The following is a 23680-nucleotide window of genomic DNA, read 5'->3' on the forward strand; positions in this document are numbered from 1 at the left end:
CCTCGCTGACCGCCGAGTGAAAATATTGGATAACGCGTGCTCTGATACGAGTAAGGCTGTCCCAAGTCGGGGTCATGATGCCAACCACCGGTTGAGGATTCAAGCTTAATTAGATTATTTTGAAATATTTACCATGCGCGAATCGCTTGAATTTGATGTTGTGATCGTCGGAGCCGGTCCCGCCGGTCTGGCGGCTGCCATCCGGCTCCGCCAGCTTGCCGCGGATTCCCAACTTGACTTGAGCGTGTGCGTGCTCGAGAAAGGCTCGGAAGTCGGCGCGCATATCCTCTCCGGTGCGGTGATCGAGACGCGCGCCCTTGACGAGCTGTTGCCCGACTGGCGCGAGCGTTCCGCCCCGCTGCATACCCCCGTGTTCGACGATCGATTTCAGGTATTGACATCTACCCGGGCGTTTCGCTTGCCGATTTCCCCATCATTGCGCAACCAAGGCAATTTCATCATCAGTCTTGGCAATCTGTGCCGCTGGCTGGCAAACGAGGCGGAGAAATTGGGGGTTCAGATTTTCCCGGGTTTTGCGGCCGCAGAAATTTTATACGATTCCGGCGGTCGCGTTGGCGGCGTGGTAACGGGTGACATGGGCCTGACCCACGACGGTACTCCCGGACCGCGTTATCAGCCGGGCATCGCGCTGCGCGCACCGATTACCTTGTTCGCAGAAGGCTGCCGTGGATCGTTAACGGGCACGTTGATTGATCGCTTCGGTTTAGCCAAGGCAGTGCAACCGCAGTCATACGCGCTGGGCATCAAGGAAATATGGGAGGTGACGACCGATCGCCATCACCCGGGTCGGGTCGAACATACCGTGGGCTGGCCACTTGACAGCAACACCTATGGCGGATCGTTTATTTATCATCTCGAGAACAACCAGCTAGCGGTCGGATTTGTCGTTGGGCTCGATTACCGGAACCCCTATCTGAGCCCGTTCGAGGAATTGCAGCGCTTCAAAACCCATCCCGCCATCCGACCGACATTCGAAGGCGGCCGGCGTATCGCCTACGGAGCCCGCTGCCTGGTTGAAGGCGGATACCAATCATTGCCCGAACTCACGTTTCCGGGCGGTGCCTTGATCGGCGATGCCGCCGGATTTCTCAATGTGCCGAAGATCAAGGGCACGCACACCGCCATGAAGTCGGGCATGCTTGCGGCCGATTCGGTTTTCGAAGCCCTTCGATCCCATCGCATCGGAGAAACGCTGGATTACTTCGAGCGCTTGAAACACTCCTGGCTGTGGGACGAGCTTTACCGCGCACGAAATATCCGTCCGGCATTTCGGTGGGGATTGTGGCCTGGACTTATTTATTCGGCTGTCGATACGTATTTATTGCGAGGAAAAGCGCCCTGGACATTCCATCACGCCGCCGATCACACCCGGCTCAAGCGCGCCAATCAATGCCGTCGCATCCGCTACCCGAAACCCGACGGCAAACTGACGTTCGACCGGCTGGCCTCGGTTTATCTGGCGAATACGCATCACGCGGAAGAACAGCCCGGACATTTGCGACTTCGTGATGCCAAGATACCGATAACCATCAATCTGGCGGACTACGATGCGCCGGAAACCCGCTATTGTCCCGCCGGTGTCTATGAGATTATCACCTCGGACGGACACGCACGGTTACAGATCAATGCCGCGAACTGCGTGCACTGCAAGGCCTGCGATATCAAGGATCCGATGCAAAATATATTCTGGACCGTGCCCGAGGGTGGAAGCGGTCCCCATTATTCGAATATGTAGCACGGGAGATCATCAAGATGAGCCTCGATCCTGTCGACTTTTACGATGTCCGCGCGTTGCTCAGCGAAGAAGAACGGCTCGTCCAGGAAACCGTCGCACGCTTCGTGGATGAAAAGGCGTTGCCATTGATACCTAAGGCTTTCGATGATCATCGTTTCCCGAGCGAGCTGGTCCCGGAAATCGCGGCCCTTGGCGTGCTGGGTTGCACCCTTGAAGGTTACGGTTGCGCCGGATTGAACAGTGTCGCATACGGTCTGATATGCCAGGAGCTGGAGCGTGGTGACAGTGGCTTGCGTAGCTTCGCCTCGGTGCAAAGTAGCCTGGTGATGTGGCCGATTTATACCTTCGGTTCCGAAGAACAGAAACGGCGCTGGCTGCCATTATTGGCGCGCGGCGAAGCCATCGGCTGTTACGGCCTCACGGAAGCGCACGGTGGTTCCGATCCAAACGCGATGAAAACGCATGCACACAAGCAAGGCGGTGACTGGGTGCTGAACGGATCGAAAATGTGGATCACCAACGGCTCGATCTCCGATGTCGCCGTGGTGTGGGCCCAGACCGATGACGGCATCCGCGCCTTCCTGGTGGAGACCAAGTCACCGGGTTTCCAGGCGCACGAAATCGAACGCAAGCTGTCATTGCGTGCCTCGGTGACTTCTGCGCTGTTCCTCGACGGTGTGCGCGTCCCGGACGAAAATGCTTTGCTTGGCGCCATCGGCCTGAAGTCGGCGCTCGCCTGTCTCACCCAGGCGCGTTATGGCATCAGCTGGGGCGCGATCGGCGCCGCCATCGCCTGCCTGCGGGAAGTAATTGAGTTCACCAGAACGCGCGTGCTGTTCGGCCGTCCCCTCGCCCGGACACAAACGACGCAACGACGGCTTGCGGACATGGTGCGGCGTATCACCACGTCACAATTGCTGTCGTTGCAGCTGGGGCGGCTGAAGGACCAGGGCCGGATGCAACCGGCGCAGGTGAGTCTCGCCAAGTGGAACAATGTCCGCATGGCGCTCGATGTCGCGCGCGATGCGCGCGACCTGCTCGGCGGCAGCGGTATTACCACCGAGTATTGCTCGATGCGCCACATGCTCAATCTGGAAAGCGTCATAACCTACGAAGGCACCGAGATTATCCACGAATTGGTGGTTGGCCAGGAGCTAACCGGTTTCGACGCATTCTAGGATATTTGCATTTCTCCCATCGGGGTCGATGATTTTTTTCAGTCGTTTATTATCGCCTGGCACAGTTGCTCAACTGGGTCTCCACTTTCAAATCGGATATAGTGGCAGAATGAAACCCAATAAAGCTATTTATCGATTTGCTAATTCATGCATATCTACATAGACGAGTTGACCCCGAGCCAGGCGTATTTCACCCTGATTCAATCTGTTATCCCCCGGCCGATAGCCTGGGTGCTGTCGGAAAATGCCTCCGGGACATTCAACCTGGCGCCCTTCTCCTATTTCAACATGATTTGCAGCGACCCGCCGCTGCTCATGATCTCGGTCGGCAAAAAGCCCGATGGCGCGTTCAAGGACACGCGTGTGAACATCGAACAGCGGCCGGATTATGTGATCCATATTGCGCACCGCGCCATGCTGGAATCGCTTAACGCAAGTTCCGCCACGTTGCCGTCTGAGGTTTCCGAACTGCACCAGATCGGTCTGTCGACCACGGCCTTTCCAGGATCGCGGTTGCCACGGATAGAGGGTTGCCGCCTCGCTTTTGCCTGCACGCGACATTCGATCCAGGAAATCGGGGCGGTTCCGCAGTCACTGATTCTCGGCCGGGTGAAAGCGGTCTACCTGGATGACATGATTATCGGCCAGGACAGCAAGGGGCGACTGAAGGTTCACGCCGACCGTCTTGATCCCATTACTCGTCTCGGTGGGAGCGAATACGCCACATTCGGCGAAATTGTAAATATCTTGCGTCCGAAATAAGGAAGTAGAAAATAAATCGATGACATGCGAAGTTACCCCTTTGTTTCTAACCGGGATGTTGGCTGATTTCGCGGGGCCCGTATTGTGACACGAAAGGATGGAATGCTGCCGGATGGCATCTTCGCGGCATGTCTGACCCCGCTGAAACCCAATCTGGATGTCGATGACAAAGCTTTGTTACGTCATTGCCAATGGCTGCTGGCCAACGGTTGCGACGGGCTGGCACCACTTGGTTCGACCGGCGAGGCCAATTCATTCAGTGTGTCGGAACGCAAGAAACTCCTGGATGTGTTGATCGAGGGTGGACTACAACCCGAGCGACTGCTGGTGGGCACCGGTTGTTGCGCGATTCCGGATGCCTGCGACCTGACCCGGCACGCCATCGCTCACGGCGTGGGTGGTGTATTAATGCTGCCGCCGTTCTTTTACAAAGGCGTCAGCAACGAGGGAGTGTTTCGCTATTACGATCAGGTCATCCAGAAAGCCGGTGAGTCACGATTACGCATTTATCTTTATCACTTTCCGAAGATGACCGGCGTGCCGATCGACGAGCCTTTAATCGAGCGGCTGATTAAAGCTTATCCGCGGACCGTGGTCGGCATGAAGGACTCCGGCGGTGACTGGAATCACATGAAGTTAATCTGCCAGCGCTTTCCCGGATTTCGAGTCTACGCCGGCAGCGAACAGTTTTTGCTGGATATTTTAAAAATCGGCGGCGTTGGATGTATTTCCGCATCAACCAACATCACCTGTACCTTGGCCAGTAAAGTTTTCCGCGCTCGGATGTCAAACAATGCCACGGAACTGCAAGACGCGCTCAATCGGGTCCGTGGTGTGATCGAGAAATATCCGCTGATACCCGGGCTTAAACTGCTCATGGCGAACGCGACGGGAAATCATGACTGGCTCAACATGCGGCCACCGTTTACCGCACTGAGCGAAAACGACGCAAGTATAATTGATAAAAACCTTAAAGAACTAGGCTTCGTTGTACCACGGTCTTAGCACGATAGACTGTTTATTGAAAAACAGATTTCTGTAAGCAAATGTTGTATTAATGAAATAAACTTCCCAGGTTGCCTCGATTTTTCCACTCATTTTCTGCCTTGGCTGGAGAGTCTATTTGATCGATGAATTTTGTAATCACGATATAATTACAATCGACTTGCCGATAAATCTGGATGAATAAGAACGGAATGAAGAAGACTTTCATCATTGTTTCGATTGTATCGGTATTGCTTGTCGTGATTGTCGTTACTCTCAAGGTAACGCATAACAGTGATGACGATCCACCGACGAATGTAAAAGCAACGTCCAGCAATGAAGCCAGGATTGTAATGCCATCGCCTTGTGGTCCCGGATTGGCGGCGCAGGATCTGGCCGGGGTCTGCCGGTCGACACCGAACCCAAGTCCCGGCGCATTGGAGGCCGTTGACAGGCTTAAGCCATAAAATTACATTATGAACTGAAGTAAGCGGATTTAGAGTGTACGGCCTCTGGAGGATTTTGGGTGACCGCCCGCGCGTTCAATACCGACCGCCCGAATTACCGGCAATGCACTGGAGACTGGGGAAATTATTAAATTTCTGATGTCGCCTTTGAATTAGTGCTAATCGGTTTGCCCGCAGTCCATGCATCACCGAGTAGTAAAACGTGGTGCATGCCTTCTGTCGAGCATGAAGACCGGGTTGTGAACGATGGGCAACTCCGGGCTGGGTAATTCGACGTACTCGGAGCGATCATGCAACGCCGCCTTGCCGGTTCGCGCGATCTGTCCATCCTGGAACGCCTTGACACCGCTTACACCGATGGCACCGACGATATGACCCTTCCAGGTCAGCGGAACTCCCCCCTCGGAGGGCAACACACCGGGTAGTCTAAGAACCCTTTGCTGACCGGCTGCAAGCGAGTCTTCCCACTCCTTGGTTGGACGCTTGAATGCCACGGCCGACCTGGCTTTGCCAATCGCGACATCCACACTGCCGAACTGGGCATTATCCAGACGATGCAAACACAGAAGGTTGCCGCCGTCGTCCACCACGGCGATGACCACGGGGAAACCCTGTTTGAGCGCTTCGTCCTCCGCCGCGGAAATGACCTTCTTCGCCGCCGCCAGAGTCAACATGGGCTTCTGCCTCAGCAGCGGTTCCTCTGCGGGATGCAGGTCATCAGGCATCGTTAATACCTCTTTATTCCGAACAACAGATAAAATACAGTAAAGAAATTCTCACCCAATACCATGTCAGTGGCAACCCCCGGCCTCTCAAGCGCCATCACATGTGACTTAATTCTGCGATCACCATACTGGCATGCCATGATTATTGTCCGTCTATTTAACATCGTTTTCCCGATTTTTTCCATTGTGGCGGTCGGTTATCTTTATAGCCGCTGGCGCCGTCCGGACATGACGGCAGCGAACCAGATCAATATGACCGTCCTGCTCCCGGCACTGGTATTTAACATCCTTTCCGACAAGGACTTTCATCTGGGCGAATACGGGCAACTTGCGCTGGGTGCCATAGCGGTTGTGCTCGGCTCAGGTTTGCTGGCGGCGCTGGTGGCCAAAGCCGCGCACATCTCACTTAAAACCTTTGTTCCGCCCATGATGTTCACCAATTCGGGAAACATGGGTTTGCCGCTTGCGGTGTTAGCCTTTGGCGAACAGGCGTTACCGGCGGCGGTGGTGCTTTTCCTGATTGAAAACGGATTGCATTTTACCCTTGGCACCTACCTCATGGACCACCGCGCGCATCTATTGAAGGTGGTCACGCAACCCATCGTCATGGCGACCATCGTCGGATTATCCTTCAGCCTTTTCGGTTGGTTGGTTCCTGAAACTCTGGATACGGCCATAGGCATGCTTGGCCAGGCTTCGATACCTCTGCTGTTGTTTTCCTTGGGCACGCGCCTTACCAGCGTTGACTTTGGCGAATGGCGTGTCGGCGTTTTAGGCGCCGTGGTGTGTCCACTGACCGGGATAATCATGGTGTTGCTTGTACGTCCATTTCTGGATTTAACACCGCTGCAATTGAGCCTGTTGATAGTATTCGGCACTTTACCGCCCGCGGTGCTGAATTATCTTATTGCCGAACAATATCGACAGGAACCGGGAAAAGTGGCATCCATTGTGCTGATGGGTAATCTCGCGAGCTTCATCAGTCTGCCGATCGCTTTGGCATTCGCGCTTTTATGAAGTCACGTCGCACCGGCACCTGATCGAGCAGGCATGGTTTCAGGGAGCAACCTTGTCCCCGTTCATGGCGAAGTGATTGGCGATTACCTGACGGATTTTGCGCGAGATTTTCTCCGGTATAATACCGCCTCGCGGCCAGATACTTCCGCTCACGGACGTCCTGCCTAAGATTCCCGATGAACAAGCAGATCGTCAATAAAATCCGGCGCTTCGTTACTCCGATACGCCTGCGTATTTTTTTCTTGTCATTGGCGCTATTGCTGGCGGGATTTTTCCTTTATCTGGATATCGCCGTACGCGCCCAATTCGAAGGGAAGCGCTGGGCATTGCCGGCCAGGGTCTACGCCCGACCGCTGGAGCTCTATTCGGGCATGAAATTGCGCCCGGAACAATTATTGCTGGAACTTTCCATGCTCGGTTACCGTTCCGCCGGTAGCCAGCTCGAACCCGGAAGTTACCGGCAAAGTGATGCTTCATTCACGATCATGACGCGACCTTTTATCTTCTGGGATGGCGCGCAAGGAGCATTGGAATTACACGCAGAATTTGAAGCAGACCGCCTGCGAAACCTGCAAAATCTAACTAATCCAGGCAATACCGCGATCCCGGTACGTCTCGATCCCCAGTACATCGGAGGCATCTATCCGGCGCACAACGAAGACCGTGTCCTGGTGAGACTGACTGAAGTTCCGCCGCTACTGATCCAGGGCCTAATCGCCATTGAAGACCGGAAATTCTATAGCCATCATGGAATCGACCCGCGCGGCATCGCCCGCGCGGTGCTTTCCATCTTGCGCGGCGGCGGAGTCCAAGGTGGGAGCACGGTTACGCAACAACTGGTAAAGAATTTTTTTCTGACGCCCGAGCGAACTCTGCGGCGAAAAGTCACTGAAATTCTGATGGCTCAGCTTTTGGAGTTGCATTACTCCAAAGAGGAAATTCTGGAGGCTTATCTCAACGAGATTTATCTCGGCCAGGACGGCAATCGTGCTATCCACGGGTTCGGCCTCGCCAGCCTTTTTTATTTCAATCGTCCGGTATCCCGGCTCGGACTCAATGAGATTGCATTATTGGTAGGAATAATCAAGGGGCCATCCTATTACGATCCGCGCCGCCACCCCGCGCGCGCGCTGTCGCGGCGCAACCTGGTGCTCCAGGAAATGACGCAACAGCAAGTCATCACGCAGCAACAACTTATCAGCGCCCGTTCCGCCCCGTTGGACGTCGTGGACCATGCGCCCGTGGGAACCTCCATTTACCCTGCGTTTGTCGAGCTCGTGCACCGGCAACTTCGCAGCGATTACCGCGAGACGGACTTGCGATCGGAAGGATTGCTGATTTTCACGACGCTTGACCCGCTGGCGCAATTTACCGCCGAACGCGCACTCACCTCCCGCCTGGGTCAGCTTGAAAAATCCAGGAAAATCGTTCCCAACGCGCTCGATGGGGCAATTGTCGTTACGCATTCTCAAAACGGTGAAGTGCAAGCTTTGGTGGGAGGACGCGACACGCGATACGAAGGCTTCAACCGCGCGCTCGACGCGCAACGGCCCATCGGTTCGTTGCTCAAGCCGGTGATTTATCTCAGCGCGCTTGAACAGCCTTATGCCTATACGCTGGCCACGCTGCTGGATGACAGCCCGCTGGTCTGGCGCGAGCGTGGCACCCCGGATTGGGAGCCGCGCAACTACGACAAGACGTTCCATGGCAAAGTACCGTTGTATTCTGCGTTAGCCAATTCATACAATGTGTCTGCCGCGCGACTGGGGTTGTCGCTGGGCGTGCGCAAGGTAATGGACAATGTCCAGCGCCTCGGCATAGACCGAAATTTGAATGCTTTTGCATCAAGTTTGCTGGGCGCCGATGGCCTTTCCCCCTTTGAAGTCGCGCAACTTTATCAGCCGCTGGCCAGCGGTGGATTCCGCCTGCCCCTTCGTTCGATACGCGAAGTGCTCACCGCGGACGGTCAACCATTGCAGCGTTTCTCGCTTTCCGTGCAACAAGTCATCGATCCGGGCCCGGCTTTTCTCACAACCGCTGCGTTGCAATATGTCGTGCGCGAGGGGACCGCCGACGGACTGAGCCGGTATCTTCCGCCGGATTTACAAATCGCCGGAAAGACCGGCACCACGAATGACCTTCGAGACAGCTGGTTTGCCGGTTACACGGGCGACCGACTGGCCGTGGTCTGGATCGGGCGCGACGATAACCAGCCGATTAACATGACCGGCGCGAGCGGAGCCATGACGGTCTGGGGTGATATGATGGCAAAACTCGATCCCGAACCGCTCCAGCCGCCCCAACCGGATAACATCGAGCTGGCCTGGACGGATCCGGCGAATGGTTTAAAAGCCGATGAAAATTGTCAAAACGCTAAATTGCTGCCATTCATTCGAGGCTCGGTACCCACGGAAACATCGCCGTGCGTATCCCAGGCGCCGTCGGAACCCATAAAAAGTTGGTTCAAAAGGCTGTTTGAATAAATGGAAAAAATCCGCGCAAGATCGGTGCTGTTGACGTTGTGCATGCTTTCAGGCTGCGCCGGTTTCCCCGGCCGGGAACCGGAAATAACACCGGTTTCCGGCAACGACGCTGTTGTCTCGCTGGTTAATGCCGCCCAATCGGATATCAGCGACGGAAAATACGACGCGGCCGCGGCCACGCTTGAACGGGCTTTGCGCCTTGAACCGCGTAACCCCGCGCTGTGGCATCAACTGGCAAAACTCCGCATGCAACAAGGCCAATATCAGCAAGCCGAAGGACTTGCCGCCAGATCGAACGGTTGGTCGGTCAACAACAAGACTTTGCAGGCCGAAAACTGGCGCCTCATCGGCGAGTCGCGTCTGAAACGTGGCGATTATCCGGGAGCTCAAGCCGCCTTTGACAAGGCAGCCGAACAAGCGAATTAATTAATCTACGCGAGATGAATGTCCGTGTTGAACATTCCGAACGGAGCTATGTTGAGCGCTGAATCGCGGCGTTTCGCCAGAGATGTTAGGATTTTTTAAATAGTGAAAATCAGAGTCAACTACTTGGTTTTCCCGGTCAACAAAAAGTCGAGCATTTCCGTGACAATTTGTTGCGTGCGTGCACCACCTGTCTGAAAATAGATACCGTTGGGAAAGAAACTTTACTTGTACAGTTAATTTTAGTTGCATCAAAAGAAATTCTAAGGGATTCTAGGCCCACCTACATGGAGGTAAGACATGAGCCTGGATACGCTAGTTGTGATCTTGCTGGTATGGACGGTGGCCGGTTTGATGGCAGCCATCTTGTTTGGGAAAGCAATTCGGGAAAACAATTCATCATACGACGAGGAACCACTCCCAGCCTCAGCCGACATGATGAAATTTTTTCGAAAAAGCAAAACCTACGAAACTGCTCCGAGTTCAGACGCCGTAAAGATGCAAGGCAAAACGACGCGGCGAAAGTCTGAATAATTATCCTGTCCCCTGACGTAATTCCTTCTTTAAAAAAACCAAAAAATTTTCACCCGGCTTCTGGAGGCAACGGGGCGTCGGGCAATGCATTTTTATTGATATTCCATGACAAGGTAATGCGCGGCCGTTTCCCGGTATAAGGGTTCACGGCATGGACCAGTTGGCTCGGGAAAATAAGCATGGTGCCCGACGGCATGCCGGGGAGGAAAGGCGTGGTCATGCATTCTTCTTGATCCTGGCAACAACACTTCAATCGGGGATCTACAAAGCAAAAACGGCCGCTTTGCCGATCTTCAGGGTCTTCGTCACCGGGATCCAGACAATAAACCACGCTCGCCGTGGAGCGCACGTGACTGTGTGGCATGCAATAATCTCCCGTGCGATACACGTTGGCCCAACTGAGGTCGACCACGGCGTCTTGGCAATCAAGCACTTTCATGAATAAGGCTTTCGCGCGGGCGGTGATCAACTCGGCCTCGGAATTCACCCATTTCTCCAAATGATGAATCTTCGTGCCACAGGCGCCGCGATAATAGCGTTTACGGAGGCGCTGGTTTTCCTCAAGTTCCAGGATTTTGGCGACCAGACGCGGATGATACTCTTGGATATCGGTAAAAAAGATCCTGCGGACGACCGGATCGCCACAGATTTCCACCTCGCGTTGCTCCGGCCAAATCTCGATCGATTTAAATCCCAGATGTACTGTGTTAGCGAGCATTCACGTGTCTCGGCATGACTTTGGAATAGATGCGTATTCTGTCATGTATCACGGTTGTCTTGAAATCCGCCCCGCCCGATATTCCTCATGGAGCACCCTGTTGCATTACTCTCCCAAGAATAAACCGTGTATATAAGACTTACGGTTCCGTTTCAAGCGTTACAAAAGCCACGGCATGGTCGTGTTCGTCGGCCAGGCTCAGATGGGCGACAACAATGTTCTGTTCGTCGGCAAACCGTCGCGCCTGTCCATGAAATTTCAGCAGGGGTCTTCCTTGCGGGTTATGCGTCACTTCGATGTCACGCCATGTTAAACCGTTGCTGAAGCCGGTTCCCATGGCTTTGGCTGCGGCTTCCTTGGCGGCAAAACGGCGCGCCAGGTAATTTGCCTTCTTGGCTTCAAGCCGGAACTCGCTTAATTCTCCATCAGTAAGGATTCGTTCGGCGAATCGGTCGCCGAATCGAATCAGATCTTCCTCGATGCGCTGAATCCGAACTATATCGGTGCCGATTCCGAATATCATGTTTGCGCTGCATCGGGACGGCTGAATGGCCATGTACTGCATAAAGGCATTGTGATAAATCGGTTCACGCCGCGACCTCCTGCATGAGTCGCTTCATTTCGCGGACCGCTTCGCGCATGCCCGTGAAAACTGCGCGCGCAACGATGGCATGCCCGATATTAAGTTCGGAAATTCCCGGAATGGCGGCGACAGCCTGAACGTTGTGATAGTTAAGCCCGTGACCGGCGTTGACCTGAAGCCTTAGCTTGAGGCCTTGTTGCACTGCCTGCTCGATGCGCGCCAGCTCACGTCTTTGTATTGCTTCGTTTTCAGCATCCGCATAATGTCCGGTATGAATTTCGATCACGGGCACACCCATTCTGGCGGCCGCCTCGATCTGATCAGATTCCGCGTCTACAAACAGCGATACCCGCACACCCGCCTGGGCAAGTCGCGTGCACGCAGCGGCGATTTTTTCATAACCACCGACAACATCCAGCCCGCCTTCGGTGGTCAACTCCTGGCGTCGTTCCGGGACTACACAGCAGTCATGTGGCTGGACCCGGGCGGCAAACGCCACGATTTCATCAGCTACCGACATTTCAAGATTCAGCCGGGTCTGGATTAAATTGCGGATAATCTCGACGTCCTGATCCTGGATGTGACGCCGGTCCTCGCGCAAATGGAGCGTAATGGCGTCGGCACCGGCTTGCTCTGCTTCGATGGCGGCCTGGACAGGATCGGGATAACGCGTCCCGCGCGCCTGGCGCAATGTGGCCACATGGTCGATGTTAACTCCCAACTTTATCAAGATCCGCCTCCGCCTCGGTATCCGTGGAATGCGATGCAGCGATGCGGCGAAATAATTTCCGGCTGTGTAATGGACGGTCTCCCAAATGCACCGCCAGTACGGAACGCATGAGCGTTTTCACGTCCCGCAGCACGACAGGATCGGTCATACTGTCCCGCTCCAGCGCAATCAGACTGGCTCCGCGTATCCGCACCCCTTCCGTCTGGCCATTCAACTGCGGGCGGGCCAGGCGTACCGGGCCGCGATCGAGAATGTAATCGTATGTGACCTCGGCATCAATCGGTGTCTTGTCGGCAACGTCATGGTCGAGCACCAGGCCGTAACCCAGCTCGCGCAGAAGTTTTTTTTCAAAGATGCGCAAGACCTTTTCATTGGTATCGTCCCGTTGGAGATTTTGCAACGCCGCCTGATAGGCATCGAATAAATTTTCGTGCGGATCATGCCGGTGCAATAACCGCAACAGCACCTCATTCATGTAAAAACCGCAGTACACCGCATGACCTTCCGGAGTGCTTCCGGCATCTTCCATCTCGGCGTTGGTCAGCACCGCGAGATCGCCCTTGCCGCTCCAGCCAATCAGCAGACGCTGAAACGGCTTGAGTATGCCGCGCATGCGGCTGCTCGCGCGGCGCGCGCCCTTGGCGATAAGCCCCAGGCGACCGTATCTGGCCGTGAAAACTTCGAGCAGAAGGCTGGTCTCGCTGTAATCACGGTGGTGCAGAATATAGCCGGGTTGTTGATGGATTCTCATGCATCAGGTCTCGTCGAGATATCCCAGGCTGCGCAAGGCACGCTCGTTGTCCGACCAGCCTTCACGCACCTTGACCCACAGGCGGAGATGGACTTTGTTGTCGAAAAGTTTTTCCATAGCCTGGCGCGCGCGACTTCCAACAGTCTTAAGTCGTTTCCCGTCTTTTCCGATCAGTATGGGTTTTTGCCCGTCCCTTTCCACCCAGATCGTTGCCTGGATATGCAATGTCTGCCTGATTCTTTCGAACCGGTCAATGCTGACGGCCGTGGCATAAGGCACCTCCTGTTGAAAGCCGCGGAAAATCTGCTCGCGGACCAATTCCGCTGCAAGAAACCGTTCGCCACGATCACTGATCCGGTCCACGGGATATAAAGGCGGTTGTTCAGGAAGATACTTCAGGATGATATTTTCCAGATCGTGAGTATTCTCACCGGTTCTGGCGGAAACGGGAACAATCTCTTTAAACGCCATTTTCCGGTTCGATTGCGCAATAAGCGGCAACAATAGGCGACGATCCTTCAATTGGTCAATTTTATTGATGGCCAGGATCACGGGTATGCCGGTCTTGGAAACAAGCCGCAGCGGATATTCATCCGCTTCGGTCCAGCCTTTGGAGGTGATCAGCAGAACGATACAATCAACACCGAACAGGCTCGATCCGGCCACACGATTCAGGTGACGGTTGAACAGACCTTTATTATGCGCATGCAGGCCGGGCGTATCCACATAGATAATCTGCGCTTGCCCGGTCGTCTTGATTCCCAGCAGCCGGTGACGCGTCGTCTGGGCCCTCGAAGAAGTAACGCTGATTTTCTGTCCGATCAGGCGGTTTAGCAGCGTGGATTTGCCGACATTAGGACGTCCGGCGAGCGTGATCAGTCCGGAACATGTGATCGTTTCAGGCATCAGAACGGACAAGCAGATCCAACGCCTTGGCGGCGGCTTCCTGTTCCGCATGACGGCGGCTGCTGCCTTCACCCTGTACGACGGTATCCACGCCGGTGACGAGGCACTCCACCACAAAGTTTTGACTATGCGGTTCTCCGGTAATTTCCCGGATAACATAGGTAGGTGGAGGCAACGAATTTTTTTGCAGGAATTCCTGCAATTGGGTCTTGGGATCTTTAGGTATCGAAGCGGGATCGAGATTCTCCAGGCGGTCGCGATACAGGTGCCGGATGACGCGCATGGCCTCATCCACGGAACTGTCCTTGGAGATTGCGCCGATCAGCGCTTCCAATGAATCGGCAAGAATCGAATCCCGGTCGTATCCGCCGCTTTTCAGTTCCCCTTCACCGAGAATCAGATGAGCGCCAATATTGATATCGCGCGCGAGTGCGGCGAGGGTGTTTTTATTTACCAGGCTGGCGCGCAACCGCGTCAGCTCGCCTTCATCCAGTTTCGGATAACGGTTGAAAAGCTCGGAAGATATTGTAAAGCCGAGGACGCTGTCGCCAAGAAATTCCAGTCGTTCATAATTGGTCGTGCTTTTGCTTCGGTGGGTCAATGCCTGTTCAAGCAGCTCATCTTGCCGGAAAGTGTAATTTAACCGGCGGCCAAGCTCCGCAGATTGCTTACTTTGACCCACTGAGTTCGGCGACGTGGTCAAAATCAAGCAACAAAGAGATGTTGAAAAACAACGGAACAATCGTTTCATACTTGATGCGAACGACTTTTGTCTTGCCCCGCATCTGTATTGTCATCGTGTCCGCGAGATTGAAATTATCCGCGCTGTCGATTTCAAGCCGCTTGCGGATGGCTTCCGCAATCTCCGGCTGCGACATCGATGCCGCATCGGGCTGCCGGCCCAGACTCGAGAGGGCGCTTTGTACCTTGAAGTCATCCATATAGGGCGAGAACAGCTTGAAAATGATAAACAGGAAAAAAGCCAGTGTGCCAAGAACAAACAACAAGCTCCACATGGTCATACCCGCTTGGCGCTTTGGATTATGCATCTTCATCTCCTTCATTAAGCCGATACACGCTTCAACATCATTTGATCGGCGAACCAATGCGTTCCCATACAATTCGCTGCCAGAACTTCCTGTCCTGCCATGACATGTCCCAGCTAAACCAGATCAGAAAGGCCTTCCCGACCAGGTTCTCATCCGGCACGAAATCCCAATAGCGGCTGTCATTGCTGTGATCGCGATTGTCGCCCATGACGAAATAATTGCCTTCCGGAACCACTATCTCCGGGCGCGACAATTCCGACTGGTCCGTTTTCAGAATATCATGTTTCACTCCATCCAGATTTTCCGTCACCCGCAGCGCCTCTCCGCGCTCCTCACCGCCGGGAGTGAAAAAATACGGGCGGCCGTCAGACTGTGTCATCAATCTTCCATTGATATAAAGCTTCTTATCCTTATATAGGATACGGTCTCCGGGAATGCCAACCACGCGCTTTATATAATTGATCGAGGGATCCTTGGGAAATCGGAACACCATGACTTCCCCGCGCTTCGGGCTGCCGACGTCGAATATCTTGGCATTGACGATCGGCAACCGCACGCCGTAGGAAGACTTGTTTACCAGTATAAAATCACCGATAAAGAGGCTGGGCAGCATGGAACCCGAGGGAATGCGAAACGGTTCGACAATAAATGACCGAATCAGAAACACGATAAGTATCACGGGGAAAAAGGCGCGGGCATACTCCACATAAACCGGATCTCGGCGTGCCTGAGCAGCCTCTTCACCTTTTCCGGCCTGCAACAAGGCTTTGGCCTTGCGTTCGCGACCATCCATCCACAACAAGCGGTCGAGTCCCCAGATGGCTCCGGTGCCGACCAGAATCAGCAGCATGATAAGGGCGAAATCCATATTTACTTTTCGCTCACGCGCAGAACTGCGAGAAACGCCTCCTGAGGAATTTCCACGGTACCCAGTTGTTTCATGCGTTTTTTACCTGCTTTCTGTTTTTCCAGCAATTTACGCTTGCGCGTGACATCGCCACCGTAACATTTGGCCGTGACATTCTTGCGCAGTGCCTTCACGGTCTCGCGAGCGATAATTTTGGAACCGATCGCCGCTTGAATCGCCACGTCGAACATTTGCCTCGGAATCAGTTCCCGCAATTTTTTCACCAGTTCCCGGCCGCGGTATTGGCTTTGCCCGCGATGCACGACCACGGACAGGGCATCCACTTTATCGCCATTGATCAGTACGTCAAGCTTGCACAGATCGGAGGCACGGAATTCCAGAAAATCGTAGTCGAACGAGGCGTATCCCCGGCTTGATGATTTCAGCCGGTCAAAAAAATCAAGCACGACTTCGTTCAACGGCAATTCATAGATAAGCATGGCCTGACGGCCATGGTAGGTCATGTCTTTCTGGATGCCGCGTTTTTCCACGCACAGGCCGATGACATTGCCGACGAATTCTTGTGGTACCAGTATGGTCGCGCGGATGATGGGTTCGCGGGTTTCCATGATTCGGGAAGGATCCGGCATTTTGGCCGGATTCTCGACAAGCAGCACTTCATTCGCAAGAACCACTTCGTATATAACCGTGGGCGCGGTGGTGATGAGATGCATGCCATACTCACGCTCAAGACGTTCCTGGATGATCTCCATGTGCAGCATGCCGAGAAAACCGCAGCGGAAACCAAGGCCAAGCGCCTGGGAAGTTTCCGGCTCGTAATGCAGCGAAGCATCGTTGAGTTGCAGTTTTGCCAATGCTTCACGGAAGGCTTCGTAATCCGCGGAATCAACCGGATACAAACCGGCAAAAACGCGCGGCTTGATTTCCTTGAAACCGGGCAAGGCATGGGCCGCCGCGCGATCAACATGTGTGATGGTGTCGCCGACGCGGGCGCCTCGGACATCCTTGATACCGGCAATGACGTATCCCACCTCACCGGGACCCAGCACTTGCACCGGTTTGCGCTTGGGGGTAAAAATGCCGATCTGTTCGACAATATGATCCCGCCCCATGGCCATCAGGCGGATTTTATCCTTGGATTTGAGGCGTCCGTCGATCACACGCACCAGCGAGATCGTACCAAGATAATTATCGAACCAGGAATCGACGATCAGCGCCTTGAGCGGGGCTTCCGCATTGCCCGTCGGCGCGGGAATACCATTTACGATGGCTTCAAGAATATCCACCACGCCCTCGCCGGTCTTGGCGCTGGCGCGAATGGCATCCTTGGCGTTGATGCCGATGATTTCCTCAATCTCGGCGATTGATCTTTCCGGGTCAGCGGAAGGAAGATCGATTTTATTCAGCACCGGCAGGATTTCGAGATTCAGCTCGGATGCGGTATAGCAGTTGGCGACGGTCTGCGCCTGCACACCTTGTGTGGCATCGACAACCAGCACCGCGCCCTCGCAAGCCGTGAGTGAGCGCGAGACTTCATAGGAAAAATCCACGTGTCCCGGGGTATCGATCATGTTCAGGCGGTAGACAGTGCCGTTGCGCGCCATGTAATCGAGCGCGACACTCTGGGCCTTGATAGTGATACCGCGCTCGCGCTCGAGGTCCATCGAATCGAGCACCTGCTCCTGCATCTCGCGCGCCTCCAGCGCCCCGCAAGTCTGGATAAACCGGTCCGCCAACGTGGACTTGCCGTGGTCGATATGGGCTATGATCGAAAAATTTCGGATCAGATCCTGTTTTAAGCCATTCATGAAAATTGCGATACTCCCGCCGATTCGGCGCCGGCGGACACCGCCTGTGTCGGAGATGTGAAAAAGGCGCCCGCGGCGCCTTGAGTTCTGTATTCCGTCAATTAGGCTTTAGGGCCATTACGGCTGTTGCGACTGCCCTGGATGGACGAAGAATACCTCATTTCAGGGGTTGCATAAATATTTTTCGCAAAATCAGCCCGCCGGGTTGAGCGCCAGGAACAGCGTTCCCATCCCGCGGCGAATCCGTAACACGACCGCGCGGCCGCGTGGCGTGTGATCCATCAATCGGTGAAAGCTGGAAATGTCGCTGACCCGTTTGCCGTCCACGTCCAGAATCACATCGCCGGGGCGCAACCCGGCAGCTCGCGCCTGGCCTTCCTCCACGCCGGCCACGGACACGCCATGGTCGATATCAAGATTTTTCCGCTGGATGGAGCTTATTTCGTTTAGACGCAGGCCAAAACGCGAAATTTTCTCGCTGCGCTCCGGTCGCGCGGGAGGGCGGTCTGATGCCTCTTCTCTCAGCTCGCCTAACGTGACGACTACGGTTTGTATCCCTTCATTGCGCCGAAACACACTGAACTCCGCGCGCGTCCCCGGCGACGACAAGCCGACCAGCGGAGGCAAATCCGTGGAACGGTTTATCGTGCGCCCTTCGAATTCGAGCACGATGTCCCCTGCGCGCAAGTCGGATTTCGCCGCCGGGCTGTTGGCGAGAATATCCGAAACCAGAGCGCCCCGGGGTCGGTGCAATCCGTATGCATTCGCCAGCGGGCGTGATACCTCTTGCAGGCTCACGCCCAGCCATCCGCGCCGTACCCGCCCTTCGCTTTTCAATTGCAAGCCGATTTTCATCGCGGCGTCAATCGGGATGGCGAAGGACAAACCCATGAATCCGCCAGTGCCACTGTAAATCTGCGAATTGATCCCGACCACCTCGCCATTCAGATTGAACAGCGGCCCGCCGGAATTTCCCGGATTGATGGGTACATCCGTTTGCAGAAAGGAAATATAGTTTTCGTCCGGCAAGGTCCGGTCCTTGGCGGAAATAATCCCCGAAGTGGCAGAACTGTCGAAACCAAACGGTGAACCGATGGCCAGCACCCACTCACCGACCCGCAATTTTCCGGCATCGCCGATTTTCACGGTTGGCAGTCCTGAGGCCTCGATTTTTATCAATGCCACGTCGCTGCGGCGATCCGAACCCACCACGCGCGCACTGAATTCACGCCGATCGGTGAATCGCACCAGAACTTCCCGGGCGTTTTCTATGACGTGCGCGCAGGTAAGGATATAGCCGTCAGGCGAGATAATAAAACCGGATCCAAGTGATTTCTCGTCCGTGGATTCAGGCGAATCCTCGAAATAACGGCGCCCCAGTTCGCGCGCCGGAGGTTCATTCGGTGCCGTCTGATTCCTGGGTTCAGACGTAAACCCCGGTCGTTTGATATCCCGGATAGCGCTGATATTCACAACGGCTTTGCCATGCTGGGAAACCAGCCGGCTGAAATCCGGCAGTTCGCGGGGCGCAGCCTGGACCAGGTTCACGAGCAGCGGCAACAACAGGAGAGTGAAACGACAAGTAAGGATCACGTTTGACCAATTCACCTGACGGGCATCACGGACCCGCCAATAAGCGACACGGTATTTGCCGGGACCGCCCCCACCGCCGTGATCTGGTAATCGTCAATGTTTGTACCATAGGCATGAACCGCGCCCATGCTGCTCGATCCCGGTTTTACAGGCTTGACGCCTTTTTCCTGTTTCTCGATGAATATCGACACAGCCGCCAGTCCGTCCGTGTAAACCAGATGCTCGACAGGCTGATTACGCATCGGCATCTGGCGCATCATGCGCGCTGAAAGCATAAAACCCTCGGGAAGATTTGTAACGGTCCAACCGGATTTCGCCGGGGACTTCCGGGTATCCCCGCCTTCCCGATACCAGACCATATTCTTGGTGCTGACCGCGGGAGCGAGCGCAGCGTCAGGAATAGTGCCGCCAATCTTGACCTGAGTGAACATGAATTGTTCCAGGATTTTACCGTTGCTATTCAGCAAATCGGCTTTCAGCAATAATCCGGTTTCTTTGTCCGCCCACAGATTATAGCCATACCGGAAATTATCCGCGGGCTTGACGATGACCAGTTGTGCGACACGATCGATGATACGCTGCTCCTTCCCCAGTTTGATCTCGTAATATTCCTCCAGATCCTGCAGCCGCTCGGGGAGAATGGCAGGGAAACCCGAGCTGCCAGCCTTGCGATATTCCACCAACACCGAGTTTTTGTCCGGCCAATAACATATGACTTCACGGTCGTCACGAATAACCTCGCGCGGAGCGCCGTTCAGTGATACCAGCCGCTCTTTTGACGATTTGTTCACGGCCTTGTGAATGATGCGCATGGCCTCGAGTTGGGTGTCGTGCAGATACACAAACACCCCGTCGTAATCGAGATTACGCGCCGCGTGGTTGATTTTCATCAGCCACTGCTGTGCCGAGTCCGCCGCGAAAACAAGAGTGCTGAAGGATAGACCGAGGAAAACAAGCAAGAAACGGATTGAAAACCGGTGGATCATTTATCTGTATCAGAACTGACGACACGTACATATGACATCATGCCGCCGATCCCAGGAGTCGAGGCAAACTCTTCGTGTTCAACCAGGTAGGCATTCAGGGCATTCACCGTTTCCTCATCGCCTGCATCCGATGACGCGGTAACGGCTCGAACTATTGCCGCCGGTGCCGGTTTGGTGTCAGCCAGCAGCGCTAACGGCGCGGGTGGCGATTGATTCAGCCACTGAACGCCGACGATGGCAATGGCGGCCACAGATGCCGCAATGGCCAGCGTCCCCACGAAACGGATTACCTTGTGGGGTTGAAATAAGGTGGCGGCAGATGGATCCGCGGCGATTCTTTTCGCTAATTCCTCCGACACATCCGGAGCGGCGGCGGCGCTCAAATCTCCCTGCAAAATCGCCCTTGCCAGGTGATAACGCTGCCACGTTTGACGCAGCGGGGCATTGCTTTCGAGCGCGGCTAAAACTCGGCGTTCTTCCAATTCATCAAGCTCGTTATCGACCAATGCCGATAGCTTTTCTTTCATGTGTTCATCCGTCATAAAGTTTACCTCTCAAGCAACGGCCGCAGTTCCTGATCAATGGCTTCGCGCGCCCGGAAAATGCGTGACCGCACCGTACCGATCGGACATTCCATGATCCCGGCGATTTCCTCGTAACTCATGCCCTCGATTTCGCGCAGGGTAATCGCCGTGCGCAGATCGGCAGGCAGATTGGTCATCACCCGTTGTACCGTACTGGCGATCTCATTGGTGAGCAATTGGCGCTCCGGCGTCGCCTGATCACGCAGGCCTTCACCGCTTTCGATGAGTTCGGCACCCTCGATTTCCATATCCGAGCCGGGAGGCCGCCGCCCCTGCGTCTCCAGATAATTTTTGGCGGTGTTCACGGCGATCCGGTACAACCAAGTATAGAATGCACTGTCACCCCGAAACCCTCCGATCGCACGATAGGCCTTGATCAGGGCCTCTTGTGTCACGTCTTCCACTTCTCTCAGGTCGCGTACGTAGCGCGAAATCAGCTTGGCGATCTTGTGCTGATATTTCCGGGCCAGCAGATCAAACGCGGCTTTATCACCCTTCTGCACCCGTAAAACCAGTTTCTGGTCGATACTCCGCTCGCTCACGCGGACCTGCCTTCGTGAGCCCGCAGCGGGTGGATTCTGTCAATTAGAGACCGCGGCGAAAGGGCAAAGTTCGATGAAAAAGGCCGGATAAATGGGTATTTTTTGTTCAATTCTCCATCCCTGAAGTAACGCGGCAAGGCCAACCGGGGTACGTCCGTGTGATAGGATATCGTAATCACGAAAACCGCGCCCTATCCTATTCAATTACGCCGCGCATGCAGACCTCCCTTTCTTCCGACGTCCTGATCGTCGGCGGTGGCTTGGCCGGGCTCGGCCTGGCGTTGCGCGTAGCCGACAAAGCGCGCGTCACCATTCTCGCCAAGGCGGCGCTCACGGAAGGTGCAAGTTTGTATGCCCAGGGCGGTGTCGCTGCGGTCCTGGACGGGAAGGAAGACACTTTCGAGTCGCACATCCAGGACACGATCGACGCCGGCGTCGGTCTCTGCCGCCAGGACACGGTTGAATTTGTCGTCCGCCAGGGGCCCGGGGCAATACGCTGGCTCATCGATCGGGGCGTGCCCTTCAGCAAGGAAAAACAACTCGGCGGCGGACTCGAATACCACCTGACCCGCGAAGGCGGTCATACCCACCGGCGCGTGATCCATGCCGCGGATGCCACCGGCCGTGCCGTGGAGACCACCCTGGAAGCCCTGGTACGCCAGCACCCGAATATCACGCTGCATGAAAACCACATCGCGATTGACCTGATCACCAGCCAAAAAATCGGCCGGCCCGGGCCAAAGCGTTGCCTGGGCGTCTATGCGCTGGACAAGGCCACGGGCCAGACTCACGCCTTCAGCGCCAAATTCCTGGCGCTGGCCACCGGCGGCGCCTCCAAGGCCTATTTGTACAGCAGCAATCCGGATACCTCCACGGGGGATGGGATTGCCATGGCCTGGCGCGCCGGGTGCCGCGTGGCCAATATGGAATTTGTGCAGTTTCACCCCACGTGCCTCTATCATCCCCGGGCCAAGTCATTTCTGATTTCCGAATCCATGCGTGGCGAAGGTGGTCGTCTGATTTTGCCGGACGGGAAAACCTTCATGGAGGAACACGATCCACGGGCCGAATTGGCCCCGCGCGATATCGTGGCCCGCGCCATTGACTATGAAATGAAACGCCGCGGCCTGGATTACGTGCGCCTCGATATCAGCCACAAACCGGCCGATTTCATCAAAAGTCACTTTCCCACGATTTACCAGCGGTGCCGGGAGTACGGCTACGACATTACCCGCGAGCCCATCCCGGTGGTGCCGGCGGCGCACTATACGTGCGGCGGCATCATGACCGATCACTACGCGCATACCGACCTGGAGCGGCTTTACGCTGTCGGAGAATGCGCATTTACCGGCCTGCACGGGGCCAATCGGCTGGCCAGCAACTCCTTGCTCGAGTGCCTGGTATTCGCGCAGACGGCGGCTGAGGATATCCTCAAGCAGTTACCGTCTTCTGGGCCGGCATCCGAAATCCTGCCGCCCTGGGACGAGAGTCGGGTGACGGACCCGGATGAACAGGTTGTGGTCTCGCACAATTGGGACGAAATGCGCCGCTGCATGTGGGACTATGTCGGCATCGTGCGCTCCACGAAGCGGCTGCAACGCGCGCTGCACCGCGTGAACCTGCTGAAAGAGGAAGTCCGGGAGTTCTACAGTAACTTTAAGATAACGAACGATCTTATTGAATTACGTAACTTATTATTGGTGGCCGAATTGACCATTCACTCCGCGCTGTCGCGCAAGGAGTCACGCGGGCTGCATTACACTCGCGATTATCCGCAAGCGTCACCGGGCGTGCCACAAAATACGATTCTTACGTCACCTCAGTTTGAAGCTTCAGGGCGGCACGCCAGCGCCTGAAGGGTTCCGGCTCAACGGCATCCGCAGCGATCACCACGTTCACCGGCCACCAGCGGCCTTCAACGCGCAACGACATCACCGTTAGCCACGGGTGGATAAAGCGTGACGTGATGCGTGCGGGATGCCACAGCTCCTCGCCGACATAACGCAAGGCCACGTAACTTTCGCTGTCCATTTCAATGACAGCGACTGCCGAGGTACTCCGGCGCCAGGCGTGGATCGTAAATACCTGGATAAAACTAAAACCAAGCGCGAGCCAAATCAGAATCCGAATCGCCCAAGGCAGTGGGACAACCGCCGTGACCACTACTCCGCCGGCGTGGATCACGGCAAAAATGCACACCAAAATATGCGATTCTTTTATGTTTAAAATCATT

Annotated in this window: 25 protein-coding genes; 10 read left to right on the forward strand and 15 right to left on the reverse strand. The window is 55.2% G+C overall.

Features of this window, described 5'->3' with window-relative positions; genetic code table 11:
* Positions 1 to 133 precede the first annotated feature (133 nt).
* The 5 genes from WD823_RS13230 (at position 134) to WD823_RS13250 (ending at position 5147) form a co-directional block, all read left to right on the forward strand.
* Entirely contained in the window at positions 134 to 1756 is a 1623-nt protein-coding gene (locus WD823_RS13230; protein WP_368429966.1) for an electron transfer flavoprotein-ubiquinone oxidoreductase, read from the forward strand.
* Positions 1757 to 1773: 17 nt separating this feature from the next.
* Positions 1774 to 2934, forward strand: coding sequence for an acyl-CoA dehydrogenase family protein (locus tag WD823_RS13235; RefSeq protein WP_368429967.1), 1161 nt, complete (start codon positions 1774 to 1776; stop codon positions 2932 to 2934).
* Between the two features lie 147 nt (positions 2935 to 3081).
* Complete coding sequence (locus WD823_RS13240) at positions 3082 to 3696, forward strand: flavin reductase family protein (RefSeq protein WP_368429968.1); 615 nt, start codon at positions 3082 to 3084, stop codon at positions 3694 to 3696.
* 84 nt (positions 3697 to 3780) lie between these two features.
* A complete protein-coding gene (locus tag WD823_RS13245; protein ID WP_368429969.1) occupies positions 3781 to 4701 on the forward strand; it encodes a dihydrodipicolinate synthase family protein in 921 nt (306 codons plus the stop codon).
* Positions 4702 to 4892: 191 nt separating this feature from the next.
* Positions 4893 to 5147 (forward strand): hypothetical protein, encoded by a 255-nt coding sequence (locus WD823_RS13250; RefSeq protein ID WP_368429970.1) that lies wholly within the window; start codon positions 4893 to 4895, stop codon positions 5145 to 5147.
* A gap of 185 nt (positions 5148 to 5332) precedes the next feature.
* Here the strand turns inward: WD823_RS13250 and WD823_RS13255 are convergent, their stop codons facing one another.
* On the reverse strand, positions 5333 to 5872 hold the full coding sequence (locus WD823_RS13255) for a heme-binding protein (RefSeq protein WP_368429971.1): 540 nt from the start codon (positions 5870 to 5872) through the stop codon (positions 5333 to 5335).
* 138 nt (positions 5873 to 6010) lie between these two features.
* Between WD823_RS13255 and WD823_RS13260 the strand changes: the two genes are divergently transcribed.
* The 4 genes from WD823_RS13260 (at position 6011) to WD823_RS13275 (ending at position 10329) form a co-directional block, all read left to right on the forward strand.
* Positions 6011 to 6889: an AEC family transporter gene (locus WD823_RS13260; RefSeq protein WP_368429972.1), complete on the forward strand. Its 879-nt coding sequence runs from the start codon at positions 6011 to 6013 to the stop codon at positions 6887 to 6889.
* A gap of 176 nt (positions 6890 to 7065) precedes the next feature.
* Positions 7066 to 9372, forward strand: a complete 2307-nt coding sequence (gene mrcB / locus WD823_RS13265) for a penicillin-binding protein 1B (protein ID WP_368429973.1) — start codon at positions 7066 to 7068, stop codon at positions 9370 to 9372.
* Positions 9373 to 9798, forward strand: a complete 426-nt coding sequence (locus tag WD823_RS13270; protein WP_368429974.1) for a tetratricopeptide repeat protein — start codon at positions 9373 to 9375, stop codon at positions 9796 to 9798. It begins immediately after the preceding gene.
* 297 nt (positions 9799 to 10095) lie between these two features.
* Positions 10096 to 10329, forward strand: a complete 234-nt coding sequence (locus WD823_RS13275) for a hypothetical protein (RefSeq protein WP_368429975.1) — start codon at positions 10096 to 10098, stop codon at positions 10327 to 10329.
* A gap of 49 nt (positions 10330 to 10378) precedes the next feature.
* Here the strand turns inward: WD823_RS13275 and WD823_RS13280 are convergent, their stop codons facing one another.
* The 13 genes from WD823_RS13280 to rpoE all read right to left on the reverse strand — a co-directional run bounded on the left by WD823_RS13280 (position 10379) and on the right by rpoE (position 21447).
* Positions 10379 to 11047, reverse strand: a complete 669-nt coding sequence (locus WD823_RS13280) for a putative 2OG-Fe(II) oxygenase (RefSeq protein ID WP_368429976.1) — start codon at positions 11045 to 11047, stop codon at positions 10379 to 10381.
* A gap of 139 nt (positions 11048 to 11186) precedes the next feature.
* Positions 11187 to 11570 carry a holo-ACP synthase gene (acpS, locus tag WD823_RS13285; protein ID WP_368429977.1) on the reverse strand — a complete coding sequence of 128 codons (384 nt, stop codon included), beginning with the start codon at positions 11568 to 11570 and terminating at the stop codon, positions 11187 to 11189.
* Between the two features lie 64 nt (positions 11571 to 11634).
* On the reverse strand, positions 11635 to 12360 hold the full coding sequence (pdxJ, locus tag WD823_RS13290; RefSeq protein WP_368429978.1) for a pyridoxine 5'-phosphate synthase: 726 nt from the start codon (positions 12358 to 12360) through the stop codon (positions 11635 to 11637).
* Positions 12341 to 13111 (reverse strand): DNA repair protein RecO, encoded by a 771-nt coding sequence (recO, locus tag WD823_RS13295; protein WP_368429979.1) that lies wholly within the window; start codon positions 13109 to 13111, stop codon positions 12341 to 12343. Before recO ends, pdxJ begins: the two co-directional genes overlap by 20 nt.
* A 3-nt stretch (positions 13112 to 13114) precedes the next feature.
* Entirely contained in the window at positions 13115 to 14017 is a 903-nt protein-coding gene (gene era, locus WD823_RS13300) for a GTPase Era (RefSeq protein ID WP_368429980.1), read from the reverse strand.
* Positions 14010 to 14699, reverse strand: a complete 690-nt coding sequence (gene rnc, locus WD823_RS13305) for a ribonuclease III (protein WP_368429981.1) — start codon at positions 14697 to 14699, stop codon at positions 14010 to 14012. The genes era and rnc overlap by 8 nt, the downstream gene beginning before the upstream one ends.
* Complete coding sequence (locus tag WD823_RS13310) at positions 14686 to 15081, reverse strand: DUF4845 domain-containing protein (protein ID WP_368429982.1); 396 nt, start codon at positions 15079 to 15081, stop codon at positions 14686 to 14688. Before WD823_RS13310 ends, rnc begins: the two co-directional genes overlap by 14 nt.
* A gap of 22 nt (positions 15082 to 15103) precedes the next feature.
* Positions 15104 to 15934, reverse strand: a complete 831-nt coding sequence (lepB, locus tag WD823_RS13315) for a signal peptidase I (RefSeq protein WP_368429983.1) — start codon at positions 15932 to 15934, stop codon at positions 15104 to 15106.
* A gap of 2 nt (positions 15935 to 15936) precedes the next feature.
* Complete coding sequence (lepA, locus tag WD823_RS13320) at positions 15937 to 17742, reverse strand: translation elongation factor 4 (protein ID WP_368429984.1); 1806 nt, start codon at positions 17740 to 17742, stop codon at positions 15937 to 15939.
* A 192-nt stretch (positions 17743 to 17934) separates the two neighbouring features.
* A complete protein-coding gene (locus WD823_RS13325) occupies positions 17935 to 19335 on the reverse strand; it encodes a Do family serine endopeptidase (RefSeq protein ID WP_368429985.1) in 1401 nt (466 codons plus the stop codon).
* Between the two features lie 11 nt (positions 19336 to 19346).
* Positions 19347 to 20321, reverse strand: a complete 975-nt coding sequence (locus WD823_RS13330) for a MucB/RseB C-terminal domain-containing protein (protein ID WP_368429986.1) — start codon at positions 20319 to 20321, stop codon at positions 19347 to 19349.
* A complete protein-coding gene (locus WD823_RS13335; protein ID WP_368429987.1) occupies positions 20318 to 20863 on the reverse strand; it encodes a sigma-E factor negative regulatory protein in 546 nt (181 codons plus the stop codon). Before WD823_RS13335 ends, WD823_RS13330 begins: the two co-directional genes overlap by 4 nt.
* Positions 20864 to 20868: 5 nt before the next feature.
* Positions 20869 to 21447 (reverse strand): RNA polymerase sigma factor RpoE, encoded by a 579-nt coding sequence (gene rpoE, locus WD823_RS13340; RefSeq protein WP_368429988.1) that lies wholly within the window; start codon positions 21445 to 21447, stop codon positions 20869 to 20871.
* A 215-nt stretch (positions 21448 to 21662) separates the two neighbouring features.
* Here rpoE and nadB point away from each other — a divergent pair, with 215 nt between their 5' ends.
* Positions 21663 to 23303, forward strand: a complete 1641-nt coding sequence (nadB, locus tag WD823_RS13345) for an L-aspartate oxidase (protein ID WP_368429989.1) — start codon at positions 21663 to 21665, stop codon at positions 23301 to 23303.
* Here nadB and WD823_RS13350 read toward each other — a convergent pair.
* A complete protein-coding gene (locus WD823_RS13350) occupies positions 23257 to 23679 on the reverse strand; it encodes a protein YgfX (RefSeq protein ID WP_368429990.1) in 423 nt (140 codons plus the stop codon). The two genes, nadB and WD823_RS13350, sit on opposite strands and share 47 nt — an antisense overlap.
* Between the last annotated feature and the right edge of the window lies 1 nt (position 23680).

This window comes from Sulfuricaulis sp., assembly GCF_040901545.1.
Classification (GTDB): Bacteria; Pseudomonadota; Gammaproteobacteria; order Acidiferrobacterales; family Sulfurifustaceae; genus Sulfuricaulis.

Excerpts from the sequence above, each read along its gene's own strand:
- WD823_RS13230 (WP_368429966.1), top strand. The coding sequence starts at position 134 with ATGCGCGAATCGCTTGAATTTGATGTTGTGATCGTCGGAGCCGGTCCC.
- WD823_RS13235 (WP_368429967.1), top strand. The coding sequence starts at position 1,774 with ATGAGCCTCGATCCTGTCGACTTTTACGATGTCCGCGCGTTGCTCAGC.
- WD823_RS13240 (WP_368429968.1), top strand. The coding sequence starts at position 3,082 with ATGCATATCTACATAGACGAGTTGACCCCGAGCCAGGCGTATTTCACC.
- WD823_RS13250 (WP_368429970.1), top strand. The coding sequence starts at position 4,893 with ATGAAGAAGACTTTCATCATTGTTTCGATTGTATCGGTATTGCTTGTC.
- WD823_RS13255 (WP_368429971.1), bottom strand. The coding sequence starts at position 5,872 with ATGCCTGATGACCTGCATCCCGCAGAGGAACCGCTGCTGAGGCAGAAG.
- WD823_RS13260 (WP_368429972.1), top strand. The coding sequence starts at position 6,011 with ATGATTATTGTCCGTCTATTTAACATCGTTTTCCCGATTTTTTCCATT.
- mrcB (WP_368429973.1), top strand. The coding sequence starts at position 7,066 with ATGAACAAGCAGATCGTCAATAAAATCCGGCGCTTCGTTACTCCGATA.
- WD823_RS13270 (WP_368429974.1), top strand. The coding sequence starts at position 9,373 with ATGGAAAAAATCCGCGCAAGATCGGTGCTGTTGACGTTGTGCATGCTT.
- WD823_RS13275 (WP_368429975.1), top strand. The coding sequence starts at position 10,096 with ATGAGCCTGGATACGCTAGTTGTGATCTTGCTGGTATGGACGGTGGCC.
- WD823_RS13280 (WP_368429976.1), bottom strand. The coding sequence starts at position 11,047 with ATGCTCGCTAACACAGTACATCTGGGATTTAAATCGATCGAGATTTGG.
- acpS (WP_368429977.1), bottom strand. The coding sequence starts at position 11,570 with ATGATATTCGGAATCGGCACCGATATAGTTCGGATTCAGCGCATCGAG.
- recO (WP_368429979.1), bottom strand. The coding sequence starts at position 13,111 with ATGAGAATCCATCAACAACCCGGCTATATTCTGCACCACCGTGATTAC.
- era (WP_368429980.1), bottom strand. The coding sequence starts at position 14,017 with ATGCCTGAAACGATCACATGTTCCGGACTGATCACGCTCGCCGGACGT.
- WD823_RS13310 (WP_368429982.1), bottom strand. The coding sequence starts at position 15,081 with ATGAAGGAGATGAAGATGCATAATCCAAAGCGCCAAGCGGGTATGACC.
- lepB (WP_368429983.1), bottom strand. The coding sequence starts at position 15,934 with ATGGATTTCGCCCTTATCATGCTGCTGATTCTGGTCGGCACCGGAGCC.
- lepA (WP_368429984.1), bottom strand. The coding sequence starts at position 17,742 with ATGAATGGCTTAAAACAGGATCTGATCCGAAATTTTTCGATCATAGCC.
- WD823_RS13330 (WP_368429986.1), bottom strand. The coding sequence starts at position 20,321 with ATGATCCACCGGTTTTCAATCCGTTTCTTGCTTGTTTTCCTCGGTCTA.
- WD823_RS13335 (WP_368429987.1), bottom strand. The coding sequence starts at position 20,863 with ATGACGGATGAACACATGAAAGAAAAGCTATCGGCATTGGTCGATAAC.
- nadB (WP_368429989.1), top strand. The coding sequence starts at position 21,663 with ATGCAGACCTCCCTTTCTTCCGACGTCCTGATCGTCGGCGGTGGCTTG.
- WD823_RS13350 (WP_368429990.1), bottom strand. The coding sequence starts at position 23,679 with ATGATTTTAAACATAAAAGAATCGCATATTTTGGTGTGCATTTTTGCC.